Below are 18,139 nucleotides of genomic sequence, written 5' to 3'. Positions count from 1 at the left end.
GCACGAACAGCACGCCGAGCAGGATGAAGAAGGTGAGGATGCCGTCGAGCAGGGCGATCCGGCTCATCACGATGCTGAGCCCATCGATCGCGAGCAGGGTGCCGGCCACGCTCGCGACGACCACCGAGCCGCTGAGGCGCCGGGCGATGAGATACACCAGCAGCACGGAACCCGCGCCGAACAGGGCCGTGGCCAACCGCCAGCCGCCGCTGTTCTCGGGGCCGCCGATCGCCATGCCCAGCGCGATCAGCCACTTGCCCAGCGGCGGATGCACGATGAACGCACCCTGATCGGAGAGCGGAAGATCCTCCCCGCTCGGGAACGCCTGGTTCGCGCCATCGCCCCAGGTGCCCTCGTAGCCCAGGGTCCACAGCGACCAGGCGTCTTTGACGTAGTAGGTCTCATCGAACGCCAGCTCGTGCGGATGCGCGACGCCGATGAGGCGGAGCACGGCGGCCACGGCGGTGATGACCAGCGGCGCGAGCCAGTGGATCGCGCGGCCCCAGTCGGGGTCGAGGAGCACGCGATCGCGGAGTCGTCCGTAGCGCGTCAGCCGTGCCTCGGGGGCGGGGAGCAGGGGCACGGGCGCGGTCACCGGTCCAGCCTAGACAACGCGCCTAAGCTGGGCGGGTGATCATCCTCGCCGCCACTCCGATCGGAAATCTCGGCGACGCGTCCCGCCGCCTGGTGGAGGTGCTGGAGAACGCCGAGGTCGTCGTCGCGGAAGACACCCGCACCACGGTGCGACTCCTGAAGGCGCTGCAGATCGAGAACCGTCCGCGCCTGATCGCGCTGCACGACCACAACGAGAAGCAGAAGGCCGCCGAGCTCGCCGCCCTCGCCGCGGAGACCGACATCGTCGTGATGAGCGACGCCGGGATGCCGACCGTGAGCGACCCCGGCTACGGGCTGGTCGCCGAGGCGGTGGCGCAGGGCGTGACGGTGACCGCGATCCCCGGTCCGAGCGCCGTGCTGATGGCACTCGCGATCTCCGGCCTCCCCACCGACCGCTTCACCTTCGAGGGCTTCCTCCCGCGCAAGCCGGGAGAGCGCCGCTCGACCCTTCGCGCTCTCGCCGCCGAACCGCGGACCATGGTGTTCTTCGAGTCACCCGCCCGCCTCGCGAGCGCGCTCGCCGACATGGGGGCGGCGTTCGGAGACGAGCGCCGGATCGCGGTGTGCCGCGAGCTCACGAAGCTGTACGAGGAGGTGCGCCGCGGCACGGCATCCGAGCTGGTCGCCTGGGCCGAGAACGGCGTCAAGGGCGAGATCGTCGTGGTCGTCGAGGGTGCAGCCCGCCGGGACGCCTCGCCGGAGGACGCGCTCACCCAGGTGCAGAAGCTCGTCGCCGACGGCATCCGCCTGAAGGATGCCGCCTCGGAGGTGGCCGCGCTCACCGGCCTCTCCTCCCGCGACCTCTACCAGGCCGCGCTCGCCGCCCGCTCCGGAGGGGCATGACCGTGAGCAAGGCGGCGACCGTGTACGACGTGGCCGATCGGGCCGGTGTGTCCATCGCCACCGTGTCGCGCGTGCTGCGCTCGCCGGATGCCGTGCGCCCGGTCACGCGGGAGCGCGTGCTCGATGCTGTGGCCGCACTGGGTTATGTGCCCAGCGGCAGTGCCCGCGGTCTCGCGGAGCGCCGCACCGGGGTGCTCGGGCTGTATTTCCCCGGCTTCGACGCCGCCGAAGACGCTCCGCCGCTGGACGCGCTCTCCGCCGCCGATGCACCGCCGTTCGCGCTCGTCCGTGATGACGCGGATGCCGACGACGGGCACACCTCCATGCTCTTCCTCGACGAGGTGCTCCGCGGTGCGGAGCTGGAGGCGTGGAAGCAGGGCTTCGTGCTCATGGTCGGCGTCGGACGCGACGATCCCGACCGGTCGACGGTGCGAGACATGGCCGGCCGTGTCGACGGTCTGATGGTGCTCGCGAGCAGTGTGCCCGACGACGTGCTGGCGCGCCTCGCGCGGCGCATCCCGGTCGTGGTCCTCTCCGGCCCCCCGCGCGGCGACCACTACGACCACGTCACCGTGAGCAACGCCGAGGCGATGGCCGAGCTGACCCGGCATGTCCTGGCCCAGGTGGGGGACGGACGGCTCGCCTTCCTCGCGGGACCGGCGGACTCGCCGGACGGCCAGCAGCGGTGGGAGGGGTTCGCCGCGGCGGTGACGGCTGCGGGCCGATCCCTCGACGACGTGAGCGTCCTCCGCGGCGACTTCACGCGCGGATCCGGCCGCCGTGCGGCCGAGGAGCTCGCCGCATCCGCTGCACCGGCGGCGCTGATCGCCGCGAACGATCAGATGGCGCTCGGCGCGCTCGACGTGTTCCGCGGCGCCGGGATCCGCGTGCCAGAAGACGTCCTCGTGACCGGGTTCGACGGCATCGAGGCGGCCGCGCTGTCGCGCCCCCCGCTCACCACGATCCGCCAGCCCATGATCGACCTGGGGCGCGCGGCGGTGCAGGTGCTCGCGCGGCGTCTGGAGAGCGTGGACGCCGAGCCGGTGCTGGCTCGCCTGCCGCTGCAGATCATCCTGCGCGAGAGCTCGCAGCGCCCTTCCTGACGCCCCGCGGCACGGCGCCACGCCGGTGTCAAGGGGTTGCTTTCGAAAAATGTATGCGCTTACAATCACTGAGGCGGCGCGGGCCGCCGGTCATGACAGAGACGACATGAGGTGGCAGATGTCCGGTGGCAGAACACCGAGAGGGCGCGTGATCCAGCGCTGGCGCAGAGCGGCGATCGTGGGCCTCGCGGCAGCAGCGGTCGCACTGAGCGGCTGCAGCATCCAGATCACGTCGCAACCCGATCCGTCGATCGGCGACGACACGATGCTGATCAACGCCGACAAGGGAAACCCGTTCTTCACGAAGAACTTCAACCCGTATCTCACCAACACGCGCACGGCGTCGCGGTGGATCTACGAGCCGCTGATCCTGGTCAACCCGCTCGACGGCACCCAGAACCCCTGGCTCGCCTCCGAATGGAGCCAGCCCGACGCCCGCACCATCGTCATGACGATCCGAGACGACGTGGAGTGGAGCGACGGCGAGGCTATGACCCCCGATGACGTGGCCTTCACGTTCCAGCTGCTGAAGGACAACCCCGCGCTCGACATCAAGGGCGCCTGGCAGCACCTGGAGAGCGTCGAGACCGAGGGCGACGACGTGATCATGCACCTCCAGACCGAGGATGCGCCGTCGCTGCCGATCCTCGGCCAGACCATGATCGTGCCGGAGCACCTCTGGTCCGACGTGAAGGACCCTGCCACGTACCGCAACGAGACACCGGTCGGGACCGGGCCGTTCGTGCTGGGCAACTACAACGACCAGCAGTACTCGATGGACCGCAACCCCGATTACTGGCAGGCCGACAAGATCGAGATCGAGCACATCATCCTGCCCGCCACCAACTCGCAGCTCGACACCGTCAGCCGCGGGTACGACTGGGCCTACTCGTTCATCTCGGACGTCGAGGGCACCTGGGGTGCCGCGAGTCCGGACAACAAGTGGTGGTTCCCGCCGGGCGGTGTGATCGCGCTGATGCCGAATCTCGAGGTCGCCCCGTTCGACGACGTGAACGTGCGCCGGGGCATCGCGCTCTCCCTCGATCGCGAGGAGATCGCCGAGACCGCCTCCGAGGGCTACATGAAGCCGGCCGGTCAGACCGGACTCATCCTCCCGAACCAGGAGGAGTACCTCGACCCGAGCATCCCCGACGGCGGCATGATCACCCAGGATGCGGACGCCGCGCTCGAGGCCTTCGAGAAGGCCGGCTACACCCTCGACGGCGACCGGCTCGTGGACGCCGACGGCGAGCAGCTCGAATTCGCCCTCACCACGGCCAACGGCTTCACCGACTGGACCAGGGCCGCGCAGACAGTGCGCAGCCAGCTCGCCGAGGTCGGTGTGAAGGTCACGCTCAAGCTCCCGCAGCCCGCGGGCTACCAGAGCGCGATCAGCAACGGCGACTTCGAGATGGCGATCGGCGGCATGGGCAACGGCGACGTCTACCAGGCCTACAACAACCTGCTCTCGAGCGAGTTCTACGTGCCGTCGGGCGAACCGACCGCGAACAACTTCGAGCGCTACCGCTCGGATGACGTCGATGCGCTGCTGGCCGAATACCGCGAGACCGTCGACACGAACCGCCAGGCGGAGATCGTGAAGGAACTGCAGGGCATCGTCTACGACGAACTGCCCGTGATCGGCCTGTACTACGGCGGCATCTGGGGTCTGTTCAACGACGCCAAGTTCACCGGCTGGCCCAGCGAGGAAGACCCGTACATGATTCCCCAGAACTACGACTCCGCGCCGCTGGGCATCTTCACGCGGCTCGAGCGAGTGAAGGAGGACGACAAGTGAAGTACGTGCTCCAGAAGTTCGGCCTGTTCGTGCTCACCCTGTGGGCCGCGGTCACCCTGAACTTCTTCCTCCCGCGCATGATGCCGGGCTCGCCGGCGGATGCCGCCATCGCCAAGCTGTCCCAGAACGGGCCTGTGTCGGATGCCACGCGCGCCGCCATCGAAGCCCAGCTGGGTGTGCCGACGGGTTCGCTGTGGGATCAGTACATCGCCTACCTCGGTCAGGTCGTCCGACTCGACTTCGGCGTCTCCTACACCTTCTATCCGCAGTCGGTGTCGAGCATGGTCTCGACCGCGCTGCCGTACACGATCGGCCTCGTCGGCATCGTCACGATCCTCGCGTTCGTGATCGGCACCCTGATCGGTGTCGCCGCCGCGTGGCGTCGAGGCACCTGGCTCGACACGCTGCCGACGCTGACCGGCTCGTTCCTCAGCACGTTCCCCTACTTCTGGACCGCGCTGCTGCTGCTGTTCTTCTTCGGCTACGTGCTGCACTGGTTCCCGACGACGGGCGCCTACTCCGCGACGACGACGCCCGGATTCACGTGGGAGTTCCTCGGCGACCTGCTGAGCCACGCGTTCCTGCCGGCCCTCACGATCCTGCTCACCTCACTCGGCGGCTGGATCATCGGCATGCGCAACGCCATGATCAACACGCTCGGTGAGGACTACATCACCTTCGGCGAGGCGAACGGGCTGCACGGTCGCACGATCGCCCTCCGCTACGCCGCACGCAACGCGATCCTGCCGAACCTCACCGGCTTCGGGCTCACGCTCGGCGGTGTCGTGGGCGGATCGATCCTCGTGGAGCAGGTCTTCGGCTATCCCGGCATCGGATACCTGCTCTTCAACGCCGTGATCGGGCAGGACTACCCGCTCATGCAAGCGCTCTTCCTGATGATCACCGTGAGCGTGCTCATCGCCAACTTCCTCGTGGACATCCTCTACGGGGTTCTCGACCCGAGGACACGCCGATGACTTCCACCATGAACGTCAAGATCCCTGCCGAGCGCATCGCCGCGCCCAGCCCGTGGCGCGCCTTCGGGCGCATGGTCGCCACCCTCTGGTCGAACGGCAAGGCCCGACTCGGCCTCTGCATCCTCGCCTTCTTCGTGCTGGTGGCGGTGTTCGCCCCGGTGCTCGCTCCCTACGGCGCGAAGGACAACGGCTTCGAGCGCAACGCCGACGCGTCCTGGGAGCACTGGCTCGGGACGACGGCCGCGGGGGAGGACGTGCTCAGCCAGCTCATCTTCGGCGCGCAGGTCAGCCTCCTGGTCGGCTTCGCCGCCGGCATCCTCTCCACCATCGTGGCCGTGCTGATCGGCCTCAGCTGGGGGTACATGCGCGGTTTCCTCGGCGAGGTGGTCGGCTTCATCGTCAACCTCTTCCTGGTCATCCCCGGTCTTCCGCTCATGATCGTGATCGCCGCGTACCTGCAGAACGGCGGCATCCTGATGATCATCGCCGTGATCGTGGTGACCGGCTGGGCGTGGGGCGCTCGCGTGCTCCGCAGCCAGACCCAGTCGCTGCGGGGCAACGACTTCGTCACCTCGGCGCAGTTCTCGGGTGACAGCCGGACGCGCATCGTGTTCCGCGAGATCCTGCCGAACATGACGTCGATCATCGCCGGAACGCTCTTCGGAGCGGCGACGGCGGCGATCCTCGCCGAGGCGGGGCTGGAGTTCCTCGGACTCGGCGACTCCAGCATCGTCAGCTGGGGCACCATGCTCTACTGGGCGCAGAACTCCAACTCCCTGCTCACCGGGCAGTGGCTGCTGCTGTTCGCCCCGGGTCTGTGCATCGCACTGCTGGCTCTGAGCCTGACACTGATCAACTTCGGCGTGGACGGCATCTCCAATCCGCGCCTGCGAGAGGGGAAGGGCCGATGACCGCCATGGCACCCGAGACGACAACCACGGGCCACGACATCCTGCTCGACGTGCAGGGGCTCTCCGTCGAATACGCCTCACCCGGAGCGACGCCGGTCGCCGCCGTCCACGACGTCTCGTTCTCGCTGCGTCGCGGGGAGTTCGTCGGACTGGTCGGCGAGTCGGGGTCGGGCAAGTCGACCCTCGGCTTCGCGCTCACCCGGCTGCAGAAGCCGCCGGCGCGCATCAGCGGAGGCCGCATCCTCTTCGGCGGGCGCGACATCCGCGAGCTGGATGCTGAGGAGCTGCGTCGTCAGCGTCAGGGCGGTTTCGCCATGGTGCTGCAGTCGGGCATGAACGCACTGAACCCGGTGCGCACGGTGGGCAACCACTTCCGCGACATCTTCGCCGCCCACGGCCACGTGCCCAAGGGCGAGCGGGATGCGCGGGCCCGCGAGCTCATCGGCAAGGTCGGGCTCGACGCATCGGTGCTCGCCCGCTACCCCGGGGAGCTCTCCGGCGGCATGCGCCAGCGCGCCTCGATCGCGCTCGCGCTTTCGCTCGAACCGCAACTCATGGTGTTCGACGAGCCGACCACCGCGCTCGACGTGCTCGTGCAGCACGCGGTCATGGACACGATCAAGGAGCTGCAGCGGGCCGAGCAGTTCACGGCCATCCTCATCAGCCACGACCTCGGCATCGTGCTCGAGGCCACCGACCGGGTGATGGTGATGCACGAGGGACGCATCGTGGAAGACGCGCCCAGCATCGACATCCTGCAGCGGCCGCAGGACGAGTACACGCGGATGCTCCTGAGCCACTACGCCGACCCGCGGGCGAAGACCCTGTCGATCCCCGGCTTCGTCGACCTCGGAACGCGGCGCAGCGAAGGCCGTGCACGCACCGATGTGACCGAGACCCTGCCGACCGTGTCGTCGCGTGATTCGCGCCGTGCGGATGCGGCGATCGTGGTCGACGGGGTGTCGAAGCACTACCCGGCTCCGCGCCGTGGGCAGGAAGCCGTGACCGCGGTCGACGACGTGTCGTTTCGGCTGGAACCGGGGGAGGCGCTCGCGCTCGTAGGCGCCTCGGGCTCGGGAAAGTCGACCATCGCCAAGATGCTCACCGGTGTCGAGAAGCCGACGTCCGGCACGGTCCGCTTCGGCGACACCGACGTGGCCACGCTCAAGCGCCGGGGACTCCGTGACCTGCGCAAGGACGTGCAGATGGTGTTCCAGGACCCGTATGCGGCGCTCAACCCGCTGCACACGGTCGAGTACGCCCTCACCCGCCCGGTCATGAACTACACGAAGCTGCGCGGACAGGAGGCGCGGGCTCGGGTGCTCGAGCTGTTGGAGACGGTCGGCCTGACCCCCGTGGAGCAGTTCGCGGCGAAACTGCCGCATCAGCTCTCGGGTGGACAGCGGCAGCGCGTGGTGATCGCCCGGGCGCTCGCGAGCGACCCGCAGGTGCTGATCGCCGACGAGCCGGTCTCGATGCTCGACGTCTCGCTCCGCGCGGGCGTGCTGGCGCTGCTGGAGGATCTGCGCGAGCGATGGGGCATCAGCATGCTCTACATCACGCACGATCTGCTGAGCGCGCGACTGGTCACGCAGAACATCCTGGTGCTCAACGGCGGCCGCGTCGTCGAACGCGGAGAGACCGCCGAGGTGCTGCAGCATCCGGAGGATCCGTACACGATCCAGCTGCTGGACGCCGTGCCCAACCCGGCACGAATTCACTGATCTTCCCGACTTCATCCACAAAGAGAGGAGAGCACTCGTGCTCGCATTCCCCGACGGCTTCCTGTGGGGTGCCGCGACAGCGGCCCACCAGGTGGAGGGCAACAACACCACGAGCAACTGGTGGGCGATGGAACACGCGCCCGGCTCGCCCATGGTGGAGCCCTCCGGTGACGCCGCCGACCACTTCCACCGCTACCCGGAGGACATGCGGCTTCTCGCCGCCGCCGGGCTGAACTCCTACCGGTTCTCGGTGGAATGGGCGCGGATCGAGCCGGAGCGCGGTTTCGTCTCCCGGGCGATGCTCGACCACTACCGCCGCATGATCGACACGGCGCGCGAGAACGGGCTCGACCCCACGGTCACGCTCATGCACTTCACGGTGCCGCAGTGGTTCCAGAAAGACGGCTTCTGGCGTGCGGATGACGCGGTCGACCTGTTCGCCCGGTACGTCGAGACCGTGCTCCCGATCCTCGACGGCGTGGAGTACGTGTGCACGATCAACGAGCCGAACATCGCCGCGATGCTCGCCGGGGGAGAGGATGCCGCGAACCTCGTGGCCTTCGGCCTCCCGAACCCCGACCTCGCCGTGGCCGACACCCTGCTCGATGCGCACCACCGTGCCACCGAGATCCTGCACTCGGTGCCGGGCGTCAAGGCCGGCTGGACGATCGCCACCCAGGCTTTCCACTCGACCGGTGAGCCCGGCGCCGACGAGATGCTCGCCGAGTACGGCGACCCGCGCGATCACTGGTACCTGGATCAGTCGGCCGGCGACGACTTCGTGGGGGTGCAGGCGTACACGCGCACCTTCATCGGTCCGGAGGGGCCGCGGCCCGTGTCGCCCGATGTGGAGACGACGCTGACCGGCTGGGAGTTCTTCCCCGAGGCGCTCGAGCTGGGCGTGCGCAGCGCGTGGGAGCGCAGCGGCGGGGTGCCAGTGCTCGTGACCGAGAACGGCATCGCGACCGCCGACGACACCCGCCGCATCGCCTACACGCAGGGTGCGCTCGAGGGGCTGCACCGCGCGATCTCCGACGGCATCGATGTGCGGGCGTACCAGCACTGGAGTGCGCTCGACAACTACGAGTGGGCCAGCGGCTTCGCCCCCACGTTCGGCCTGATCGGCTTCGACCACGAGACGTTCGAGCGCTCGCCGAAGCCGTCGCTCGCCTGGCTCGGGGAGGTCGCGCGCCGCAACGCGCTCTGAGTTCTGAGCTCTGAGCATCCGCGTCCGCTGGTGCCCGCACCTATTTCGGACAAACGCGCTTCCCGCGGCCGATTCCCTGCGATTCGGCCGAGGGAAGCGCGGAAGGCTGAGGCAAGCGCGCGAACCGGATGCGGCGCGCGAACGCGCGCCCGGGGTTACCCTCGGGACATGACCCCCGCGATGCACGCCAGGCGATCGGATACGCTCCGGGCCGCGGCCGCCGGCCTGGTCGCGGCCCTGGTCGCGGTCGGCCTCGCCGAGCTGGTCGCGGCGATCGTCGAGCCGAGCGCGAGCCCGTTCGCCGTGATCGGCAGCGGACTCATCGATCTCGCGCCGAGCTGGGCGAAGGACACGGCGATCGCGCTGTTCGGCACCGGCGACAAGGTGGCCTTGATCGTCGGCGTCGCCCTCGTCCTCGCGGTCGTCGCCGCGCTCGCCGGCATCCTGGAGCTGCGGCGCCCGCCGATCGGGGCCGTGGTCCTCGCCGCCCTCGGCGCGCTCGCCGTCGTGGCCGCGATGATCCGCCCTGGCGCCGGGCCGTTCGCCTGGCTCCCCGGCCTCGTCGCCGGTCTCGTCGCGGTGATCGCCCTGCGCGTACTGGTGCAGCGGCTCCGGCCCGTCGCCGGGATCACCGCGGACGACGTCGATCGGCGCCGGTTCCTGATCTGGACGACGGGTGCCGCGGCGGCCGGACTCGTGTTCCTGATCGTCGGGAACGTCGCGCGCGGGGCCACCCGTTCGATCGAAGCGGTCCGCGATGCGCTGCGGCTGCCGAAGGCCGCGCGAACGGCGGCACCGATCCCCGCGGGGGCAGACCTGAAGATTCCCGGCCTCGCTCCGGTCGTCACCCCGAACGCCGAGTTCTACCGCATCGACACCGCGCTGATCGTCCCTCGGATCGATCCGGCCGACTGGTCGCTGCGCATCCACGGAATGGTCGAGCGCGAGGTGCGCCTCACGTGGGACGAGCTGCTCGCCCTGCCGATGCAGGAGTCGGACGTCACCCTCGCGTGCGTGTCGAACGAAGTCGGCGGCTCGCTGATCGGCAACGCCCGCTGGCTGGGCGTCCCGGTGCGGGAGCTTCTCGCCCGCGCGGGCGTCGACCCCGACGCGGACATGGTGCTGTCGACCTCGTCCGACGGCTTCACGGCATCCACACCGATCGAGGCCCTCACCGACGACCGCGACGCCCTGCTGGCCGTCGGCATGAACGGTGAGCCGCTGCCGATCGAACACGGCTTCCCGGCGCGACTCGTGGTCCCGGGGCTCTACGGCTACGTGTCCGCCACGAAGTGGGTCACCCAGCTGGAAGTCACCCGCTTCGACCGCGCCACCGCGTACTGGACCACACGCGGATGGTCTGAGCGCGGGCCGATCAAGCTGCAGTCCCGCATCGATGTGCCGCGGCGCGGCCAGTCGGTCCCGGCCGGTGACACGGTGATCGCGGGGATGGCGTGGCAGCAGCAGGTCGGCATCGCGGGGGTCGAGGTGCGCGTCGACGACGGGCCGTGGCGTCGTGCCGAACTCGGGACCGCCATCTCCGCGGACACCTGGGTGCAGTGGAGCCTGGACTGGACGGCGGAGAGCGGATCGCACACCATCGAGTGCCGGGCGCTCAGCGTCGACGGGGAGACCCAGACGTCGGATCCGGCGCCACCTGCACCCGACGGTGCACAGGGATGGCATCGCATCGACGTCTCGGTGGCCTGAGCGCGTAACCACCCGTGCCCGGACACCTAGAATTGCTCCATGCCCGCAGGCGAATCCTTCTACATCACCACGCCCATCTACTACCCGTCCGACGTGCCGCACATCGGCCACGGGTACACGACGGTGGCCGTCGACACGCTCGCACGGTGGCACCGCCAGGCGGGGGATGACACCTGGATGCTCACCGGCACCGACGAGCACGGTCAGAAGATGCTGCGTGCCGCGGCGGCGAACAACGTCACTCCTCAGGAGTGGGTCGACAAGCTGGTCAGCGAGAGCTGGTTCCCGCTGCTGAAGACCCTCGACGTCGCGAACGACGACTTCATCCGCACGACGCAGGAGCGCCACGAGACGAACGTGCAGACGTTCTTCCAGCGGCTGTACGACCGCGGCTACATCTATGCGGGCGAGTACGAGGCGCTCTACTGCGTGGGCTGCGAGGAGTTCAAGCCCGAGTCGGAGATCGTCGACGGCACCGGTCCCTTCGAGGGGCTGAAGGTGTGCGCGATCCACTCGAAGCCGCTGGAGCTGCTGCAGGAGAAGAACTACTTCTTCAAGCTCAGCGAGTTCCAGGACCGCCTGCTCGAGCTGTACAAGACGCAGCCCGACTTCGTGCGCCCGGACTCGGCGCGCAACGAGGTCGTGTCGTTCGTGAGCCAGGGCCTCAAGGATCTGTCGATCTCGCGCTCGACCTTCGACTGGGGCATCCCGCTGCCGTGGGACGAGTCGCACGTCATCTACGTGTGGGTCGACGCCCTGCTCAACTACGCCACGGCCGTCGGCTACGGCTCCGATGAGGAGACGTTCGAGCGCCGGTGGCCCGCGTACCACGTGGTCGGCAAGGACATCCTGCGCTTCCACGCGGTGATCTGGCCCGCCCTCCTGATGGCGGCCGGGCTCGACGTGCCCAAGGGCGTCTTCGCGCACGGCTGGCTGCTGGTCGGGGGCGAGAAGATGTCGAAGTCGAAGCTCACCGGTATCGCGCCGACCGAGATCACCGACGTGTTCGGCTCCGACGCGTACCGCTTCTACTTCCTCTCGGCGATCGCGTTCGGCCAGGACGGCTCGTTCTCGTGGGAAGACCTTTCGGCCCGCTACCAGGCCGAGCTCGCGAACGGTTTCGGCAACCTCGCCTCGCGCACCACGGCGATGATCGAGAAGTACTTCGAGGGCGTCGTGCCGCCCGCGGCCGAGTACACCGAGAAGGACCTCGCGATCCAGAAGATCGTCGCGGACGCCGGGTCGAACGCGGATGCCGCTGTCGCGCAGTTCCGCATCGACGAGGCGATCTCCTCGATCTGGACGATCGTCGATGCGCTCAACGGCTACATCACGGAGAACGAGCCCTGGGCGCTCGCTCGCGACCAGGGCCAGCGCGCGCGCCTCGGCACCGTGCTGTACACCTGCGCCGAGGGCCTGCGCGCGCTCGCAGTGCTGCTCTCGCCCGTGATGCCGCAGTCGACCGAGAAGCTGTGGGTCGCGCTCGGTGCCGCCGAGACCCTGGGCCGTCTGCAGGACCAGCCGCTCCGCGAGGCCGGAGCCTGGGGCGTGCTGCGCCCCGGCACCAGCGTCAACGGGCTCGCACCGCTGTTCCCGCGGGTGGAGTCCACGGCCTGAGCCAGGTCGGGGACGGAGAGGTCGGGCACGTCTATGTCGGGCACGTATGTGCAGCGCCGTGACGGCGACGGACGCAAGGATCTGAAGTATCCGGCCGCTCCCGAGCCGCTCACGGTCCCGGTGTACGACAACCATGCGCACCTGGAGATCGTCGACGGTGATGACCCGCTGTCGCTGACCGAGCAGCTCGATCGGGCGGCGGCCGTGGGCATCGCCGGCGTCATCCAGGCGTCGGGCGACATCGAGTCGTCGCGGTGGGCGGTCGAGGCCGCGGCATCCGATCCGCGCGTGCTCGCGGCCGTCGCCATCCACCCGAACGACGCGCCGACCTATGCGGAACAAGGGCGCCTGGATGAGGCGATCGCGGTGATCGACGAGCTCGCCGCGCACCCGCGCACCCGGGCGATCGGCGAGACGGGCCTCGACTTCTTCCGCACCGAGCCCGAGCGCCAGGCGCCGCAGTTCGCGTCGTTCGAGGCGCATATCGCCCTGGCGAAGAAGCACGGCGCCGCGATGCAGATCCACGACCGCGACGCGCACGATGCGGTGCTGGAGACCCTCGACCGCGTCGGCGCCCCGGAGCGCACGGTGTTCCACTGCTTCTCGGGCGACGACGCCATGGCGCGCATCTGCGCCGATGCGGGGTACCACCTCTCCTTCGCGGGAAACGTGACGTTCAAGAACGCGCAGAACCTGCGGGATGCGCTGAAAGTCACCCCGCTCGACCGCATCCTCGTCGAGACGGATGCGCCGTTCCTCACTCCCGTACCCCTGCGCGGCCGCCCGAACGCGCCCTACCTCGTGCCGATCACGGTGCGATTCATGGCGGCCGAGCTCGGCATCGAGGTCGATGAGCTGTGCGCCCAGCTGGCGGAGAACACCTTGCGGGTCTACGGCTCGTTCGCCGACTGACTCTCCGGTTCGTCCACAGGCTTCGCCGACACGATCTGCGAGATCGGCTTCCACACCAGCAGCAGGGTGAGCGCCGCGCCGACGAAGGCGAACCACCAGGGTGCCGTGAGACCCCAGACCTGGGCGATCACGCCGCCCAGCGCCTGGCCGACGACCATGCCGCCGAACACCCCGACCATGTTCACCGAGGCGACGCGCCCCTGCAATTCGGCGGGGACCAGCCGCTGCCGCACGGTCGTGGAGATCGTGCCCCACACGAACGCGTAGGCGCCGAAGAAGAACATGATGACCAGGGCCACCCAGCCGGTCGTGGTGAGCGCGAACGACAGGTGCATGAGCACTTCGAGCGAGAGCACCACCCGCATCAGTGTCGCGAACGACACGTGCCGCTCCAGCCAGCCGAAGCTGAGGGTGGCGAGGATGCCGCCCGCCGCGGATGCCGTCGTGAGCGCTCCGTAGCCCACAGCGCCCATGTGCAGGTGTTCGGTCGCGTACAGCACGAGCACGCCCCAGGGCGCCGCCCAGGTGATGTTGAAGACCAGGATGATGATCACCAGCATGCGCACCGGTGGGTTGCGCCACAGCCAGCGGATGCCCTCGGCGATGTCGGTGTGCACAGGGGGATGGGTGTCGGTGTCACGCGGCGGGACGGGCGTCTTCGCCATGCGCGAGATGAGGACGACGGCGAAGCTCACGCACACGACCTCGAGCAGGAACGGCCAGGCGGTGCCCGCGGCGAACAGGAACGCCCCCAGCGGTGGGCCGGCGAACTGGTTCGCGACGAGGTACCCGGCCTGCAGGCGGGCGTTGCCGATGCCGAGGTCGGCGGGCTTCACGAGCATCGGCAGCAGCGTGCTGCCCGCCGTGTCGACGAAGACCTCGGCGGTGCCGTAGAGGAATGCGACCGCGAGCACGATCCAGATGTTCGCGACGCCCGTGACGAGGAACACGCAGAGCGCCGCGAGCACGACGGCTCGTGCGGCGTTGGCGAACATGACCAGGCGGCGTCGGTCGAAGCGGTCGGCGATCGCCCCGGCGTGCAGGCCGAACAGCAGCCAGGGGAGGAACTGCAGGATCGCGCCGGCCGCCACCAGGATCGGCGATGAGGTCATCGAGGCGATGAGCAGGGGCGCCGCGGCGAGTGCCACGCCGTCGCCGATGTTGCTGGTCCACGACGACGCGAGGAGCCAGCGGAAATCGCGGCCCATGCGGCGGGGCGCGACGAGTTCACCGAGAGGACGCACCAGAGAACACTACAGAGGGCGGGGGACATCGGCGGGCGGGGGACACCGCGAGAGTAGGGGACAATGGCAGGATGACCGTCTCCCTGCTCGGCGCCACCGAGATCCGCCGACTCGCCGCCGAGCTCGACGTCACTCCGACCAAGAAGCTCGGCCAGAACTTCGTCACCGACGCGAACACCGTCCGCAAGATCGTGCAGGCGGCTCGTGTGCAGCCGCACGAGCGCGTGGTCGAGGTCGGTCCGGGGCTCGGCTCCCTGACTCTCGCGATCCTCGAGACCGGGGCTTCCGTCACCGCCGTCGAGATCGACCACCGCCTCGCGGCACGCCTCGCGCAGACCGCCGCCGAGCACGGGGTCGAGGCCGACCGGCTCACGGTCGTCGATGCGGATGCGCTGCGCATCACCGAACTGCCGGGGGAGCCCACCGTGCTGGTGGCGAATCTGCCGTACAACGTCTCGGTCCCGGTGCTGCTGCACTTCCTCGAGAACTTCGCGTACCTGCAGCGCGGCGTCGTGATGGTGCAGGCCGAGGTCGCCGAGCGGCTGGCCGCCACGCCGGGTTCGAAGATCTACGGCTCGCCGAGCGTCAAGGCGGCCTGGTACGGCGAGTGGAAGCTCTCCGGCAACGTCTCGCGCCAGGTGTTCTGGCCGGTGCCGAACGTCGACAGCCTGCTCGTGGGCTTCGACCGCTCCGAGGGGGAACGCGGCACGGAGGAGGAGCGGCGTCGCACGTTCCAGATCGTCGATGCGGCCTTCAACCAGCGTCGCAAGATGCTCCGTCAGGCGCTGTCGGGCATCTTCGGCAGCTCGGCGGCCGCCTCCGAGGTGCTGATCGCCGCCGGGGTCGCGCCGACGGCCCGTGGTGAAGACCTCACGGTCGAGGACTACCAGCGCATCGCCGCACAGGCACCAGGGACTAATCTGGCACCGTGACCGACTCCCCCCGCTTCCGTCCCGATGTCCCCGAGCTGCACCGCCCGTACGCGGCGGACGAGAGCCGTTACCAGCAGTTCTCCTACCGCCAGGTCGGCACGTCCGGTCTGTACCTGCCCCCGATCTCGCTCGGGCTGTGGTGGAACTTCGGCGACAACATCCCGCTCGACAACCAGCGCGCCCTGCTGCGCCACGCGTTCGACCGCGGTATCACGCACTTCGACCTGGCGAACAACTACGGCCCGCCCTACGGTTCGGCCGAGAAGAACTTCGGACGCATCTTCGCCGAGGATCTGCGCCCGTACCGCGACGAGCTGATCATCTCGTCGAAGGCCGGCTGGGACATGTGGCCCGGGCCCTACGGCGACTTCGCGAGCCGCAAGTACATCCTCGCGAGCGCCGAGCAGTCGCTGACCCGGATGGGCCTCGACTACGTCGACATCTTCTACTCGCACCGGGTCGACCCCGTCACGCCGATCGCCGAGACCGTCGGCGCGCTCGACACGCTCGTGCGCCAGGGCAAGGCCCTCTACGTCGGCATCTCCTCCTACAGCGCCGAGCGCACGGCCGAGGCCGTCGCCGTCGCGAAGGAGCTCGGCACCCCGCTCGTCATCCATCAGCCGGCCTACTCGATCCTGAACCGCTGGGTCGAAGACGGCCTGACCGACACCCTCGAGCAGTCGGGACTGGGCGCGATCGCCTTCACCCCGCTGGCACAGGGGCTGCTCACCGACAAGTACCTCGGCGATGGCACGGCCGAGCGTGCGCAGAAGCGCGGCTCGCTGCCGGACGGCCGCCTGACGGACGACGCCGTGCAGACCCTGCGGTCGCTGAACGAGGTCGCGCAGGGGCGCGGCCAGTCGCTCGCACAGCTGGCGCTGCAGTGGACGCTGCGCAATCCGGTCGTCGCATCGGCGCTGATCGGGGCCTCGCGTCCGGAACAGCTCGACGAGAACATCGCGGCCGTGAACGGCCCGGCCTTCACGACCGAGGAGCTGGCCCGCATCGACGAGCTCGCGGGTGCCATCGACGTCAACCTGTGGGCGAAGTCCTCGGAGCTGTGATCCGATCATGAGCCACGCCGCGTTCACCGATTCCGTGCACGTGCGCGCCCCGGGGAAGATCAACGTCTACCTCGGGGTCGGCGGGCGGCACGACGACGGCTACCACGCGCTGGCGACGGTCTTCCAGGCGGTCTCGCTGTATGAGGACGTGATCGCGCGGCCGGCCGACGACTTCTCGGTGACGGTCTCCGGCGTGGAGGACATCGGCTCCGTCCCGTTGGACGACCGCAACCTCGCGATGCGCGCCGCCAAACTCCTCGCGCTCGCCGTCGACCATCGGGGCGGCGTCGCGCTCGAGATCCGCAAGAGCGTTCCGGTCGCCGGCGGCATGGGCGGTGGGTCGGCGGATGCCGCGGCCGCTCTGGTCGCCTGCGACGCGCTGTGGGGCACGGGGCTGTCGCCGGCGCGGTTGCACGACCTCGCCGCCCGTCTCGGCGCCGATGTGCCGTTCGCTCTGCACGGCGGCACGGCGGTCGGCACCGGCCGTGGCGATCAGCTCAATCCGGCGCTCGCACGCGGCCGCTTCGATTGGATCCTGGTCCCGAGCGACCAGGGACTCTCGACGCCGGTGGTTTATGAGCGTCTCGACCTGATGCGGGAGGAAGAGGGCGCTCTCGCCGACGACCCGCCGCTGTCACTCGATGTGCCGATCCCGGTGCTCCAGGCCCTGCGGACGGGCGACCCCGCCCAGCTCGCCGACACCCTGTACAACGACCTGCAGGCCGCCGCGCTGTACGAGCGGCCCGACCTCGCCGAGACGATCCGTCAGGGAGTCGCCGCCGGGGCGCTCCAGGGCATCGTGTCCGGATCCGGCCCCACGGTCGCGCTGCTCTGCCCGAACCCCGAGACGGCGCAGGACGTGCAGTCCTCCCTGCGCGATATCGGCCTCGATCCGCTGCACGTGCACGGTCCGGTGCCCGGCGCCCGCATCATCGGCTGACCGCCGCGCACTACTCCGCGTTCAGCAGTGCGCTCACTCGGTAGGGGATCACTTCGCGCAGGAACAGGCTCGTCGAGGTGCGGAGGATGCCGGGGCACAGTCGCACCACCTCGGCCACCCGGTAGAGGTCGTCCGGGTCCTTCGCGACGACCCGCAGCAGCAGGTCGGTGTCGCCGGCGGGGGCGAAGCACTCCAGAACCTCGGGTACGCGACTGAGCGCGTCGATCGCGGCGGTGATCTTGTGCTGATCGAGCTCGACGAGGATCGAGGCCGCGACGCCGCGGCCCAGCGCCTGCGGGAGGATGCGTGAGCTGTGCGCGCGCAGGTACCCGCCGGACTCGAGGCGGTCCAGGCGCGCGTGCACGGTGCCGCGGGCGAGGCCCAGATCCTGGGCGATCAGGGCGACCGGACGCCGAGGGTCCGTGTCGAGGACCCCGAGGATCCTCCGGTCGGTCTCATCGAGAGTGGCCATTTCGATCACCGTCGCCTTTCCTGCGCGGTCAAGATTGATCGGATCGATCAATCGGAAATCACTCTATGGT

General features: G+C 69.3%; 16 protein-coding genes. 13 read left to right on the top strand and 3 right to left on the bottom strand.

Translation table 11 applies throughout. The features are described 5' to 3' along the window. Window positions 1-595, bottom strand: a 595-nt coding sequence (locus ACWGO6_RS14075) for a phospholipid carrier-dependent glycosyltransferase (RefSeq protein WP_452327000.1), incomplete at its 3' end; no start/stop codon positions are given. Window positions 596-630: 35 nt separating this feature from the next. Here ACWGO6_RS14075 and rsmI point away from each other — a divergent pair. From rsmI to ACWGO6_RS14025, 10 genes are all read left to right on the top strand, one after another. Then, complete coding sequence (rsmI, locus tag ACWGO6_RS14070) at window positions 631-1,458, top strand: 16S rRNA (cytidine(1402)-2'-O)-methyltransferase (protein ID WP_136040844.1); 828 nt, start codon at window positions 631-633, stop codon at window positions 1,456-1,458. Further along, window positions 1,455-2,561 carry a LacI family DNA-binding transcriptional regulator gene (locus ACWGO6_RS14065; RefSeq protein WP_452326999.1) on the top strand — a complete coding sequence of 369 codons (1,107 nt, stop codon included), beginning with the start codon at window positions 1,455-1,457 and terminating at the stop codon, window positions 2,559-2,561. The genes rsmI and ACWGO6_RS14065 overlap by 4 nt, the downstream gene beginning before the upstream one ends. Window positions 2,562-2,709: 148 nt before the next feature. Next, window positions 2,710-4,359, top strand: coding sequence for an ABC transporter substrate-binding protein (locus ACWGO6_RS14060; RefSeq protein WP_452326998.1), 1,650 nt, complete (start codon window positions 2,710-2,712; stop codon window positions 4,357-4,359). Beyond that, window positions 4,356-5,336: an ABC transporter permease gene (locus ACWGO6_RS14055; RefSeq protein ID WP_021199908.1), complete on the top strand. Its 981-nt coding sequence runs from the start codon at window positions 4,356-4,358 to the stop codon at window positions 5,334-5,336. The genes ACWGO6_RS14060 and ACWGO6_RS14055 overlap by 4 nt, the downstream gene beginning before the upstream one ends. Then, the gene (locus ACWGO6_RS14050; RefSeq protein WP_136040841.1) at window positions 5,333-6,247 is read left to right on the top strand and encodes an ABC transporter permease; all 915 of its coding nucleotides are present in this window, start codon (window positions 5,333-5,335) and stop codon (window positions 6,245-6,247) included. The genes ACWGO6_RS14055 and ACWGO6_RS14050 overlap by 4 nt, the downstream gene beginning before the upstream one ends. Beyond that, window positions 6,244-7,971: an ABC transporter ATP-binding protein gene (locus ACWGO6_RS14045; protein WP_452326997.1), complete on the top strand. Its 1,728-nt coding sequence runs from the start codon at window positions 6,244-6,246 to the stop codon at window positions 7,969-7,971. Before ACWGO6_RS14050 ends, ACWGO6_RS14045 begins: the two co-directional genes overlap by 4 nt. 37 nt (window positions 7,972-8,008) lie before the next feature. After that, complete coding sequence (locus ACWGO6_RS14040) at window positions 8,009-9,178, top strand: glycoside hydrolase family 1 protein (protein WP_452326996.1); 1,170 nt, start codon at window positions 8,009-8,011, stop codon at window positions 9,176-9,178. A 168-nt stretch (window positions 9,179-9,346) separates the two neighbouring features. Continuing rightward, window positions 9,347-10,888 (top strand): molybdopterin-dependent oxidoreductase, encoded by a 1,542-nt coding sequence (locus ACWGO6_RS14035; protein WP_452326995.1) that lies wholly within the window; start codon window positions 9,347-9,349, stop codon window positions 10,886-10,888. 39 nt (window positions 10,889-10,927) lie between these two features. After that, window positions 10,928-12,505, top strand: a complete 1,578-nt coding sequence (gene metG, locus ACWGO6_RS14030) for a methionine--tRNA ligase (RefSeq protein WP_136040838.1) — start codon at window positions 10,928-10,930, stop codon at window positions 12,503-12,505. Window positions 12,506-12,538: 33 nt separating this feature from the next. Further along, window positions 12,539-13,417 carry a TatD family hydrolase gene (locus ACWGO6_RS14025; protein ID WP_452326994.1) on the top strand — a complete coding sequence of 293 codons (879 nt, stop codon included), beginning with the start codon at window positions 12,539-12,541 and terminating at the stop codon, window positions 13,415-13,417. Here the strand turns inward: ACWGO6_RS14025 and ACWGO6_RS14020 are convergent. Continuing rightward, on the bottom strand, window positions 13,396-14,661 hold the full coding sequence (locus ACWGO6_RS14020) for an MFS transporter (protein WP_452326993.1): 1,266 nt from the start codon (window positions 14,659-14,661) through the stop codon (window positions 13,396-13,398). The two genes, ACWGO6_RS14025 and ACWGO6_RS14020, sit on opposite strands and share 22 nt — an antisense overlap. A 71-nt stretch (window positions 14,662-14,732) precedes the next feature. On the opposite strand from ACWGO6_RS14020, the gene rsmA reads away from it, so the two are divergent. From rsmA to ACWGO6_RS14005, 3 genes are read left to right on the top strand one after another with little or no spacing between them, the layout of a single operon-like run. Further along, window positions 14,733-15,593 (top strand): 16S rRNA (adenine(1518)-N(6)/adenine(1519)-N(6))-dimethyltransferase RsmA, encoded by an 861-nt coding sequence (gene rsmA / locus ACWGO6_RS14015; protein WP_452326992.1) that lies wholly within the window; start codon window positions 14,733-14,735, stop codon window positions 15,591-15,593. Then, entirely contained in the window at window positions 15,590-16,657 is a 1,068-nt protein-coding gene (gene mgrA, locus ACWGO6_RS14010; RefSeq protein ID WP_452326991.1) for an L-glyceraldehyde 3-phosphate reductase, read from the top strand. Before rsmA ends, mgrA begins: the two co-directional genes overlap by 4 nt. Window positions 16,658-16,664: 7 nt before the next feature. Next, window positions 16,665-17,597, top strand: coding sequence for a 4-(cytidine 5'-diphospho)-2-C-methyl-D-erythritol kinase (locus ACWGO6_RS14005; protein WP_452326990.1), 933 nt, complete (start codon window positions 16,665-16,667; stop codon window positions 17,595-17,597). A gap of 10 nt (window positions 17,598-17,607) precedes the next feature. Here the strand turns inward: ACWGO6_RS14005 and ACWGO6_RS14000 are convergent, their stop codons facing one another. Further along, window positions 17,608-18,069 (bottom strand): Lrp/AsnC family transcriptional regulator, encoded by a 462-nt coding sequence (locus tag ACWGO6_RS14000; protein WP_136040833.1) that lies wholly within the window; start codon window positions 18,067-18,069, stop codon window positions 17,608-17,610. Between the last annotated feature and the right edge of the window lie 70 nt (window positions 18,070-18,139).

The organism is Microbacterium sp. NPDC055665, assembly GCF_053618035.1.
This window is presented reverse-complemented; position numbering and strand designations above follow the sequence as displayed.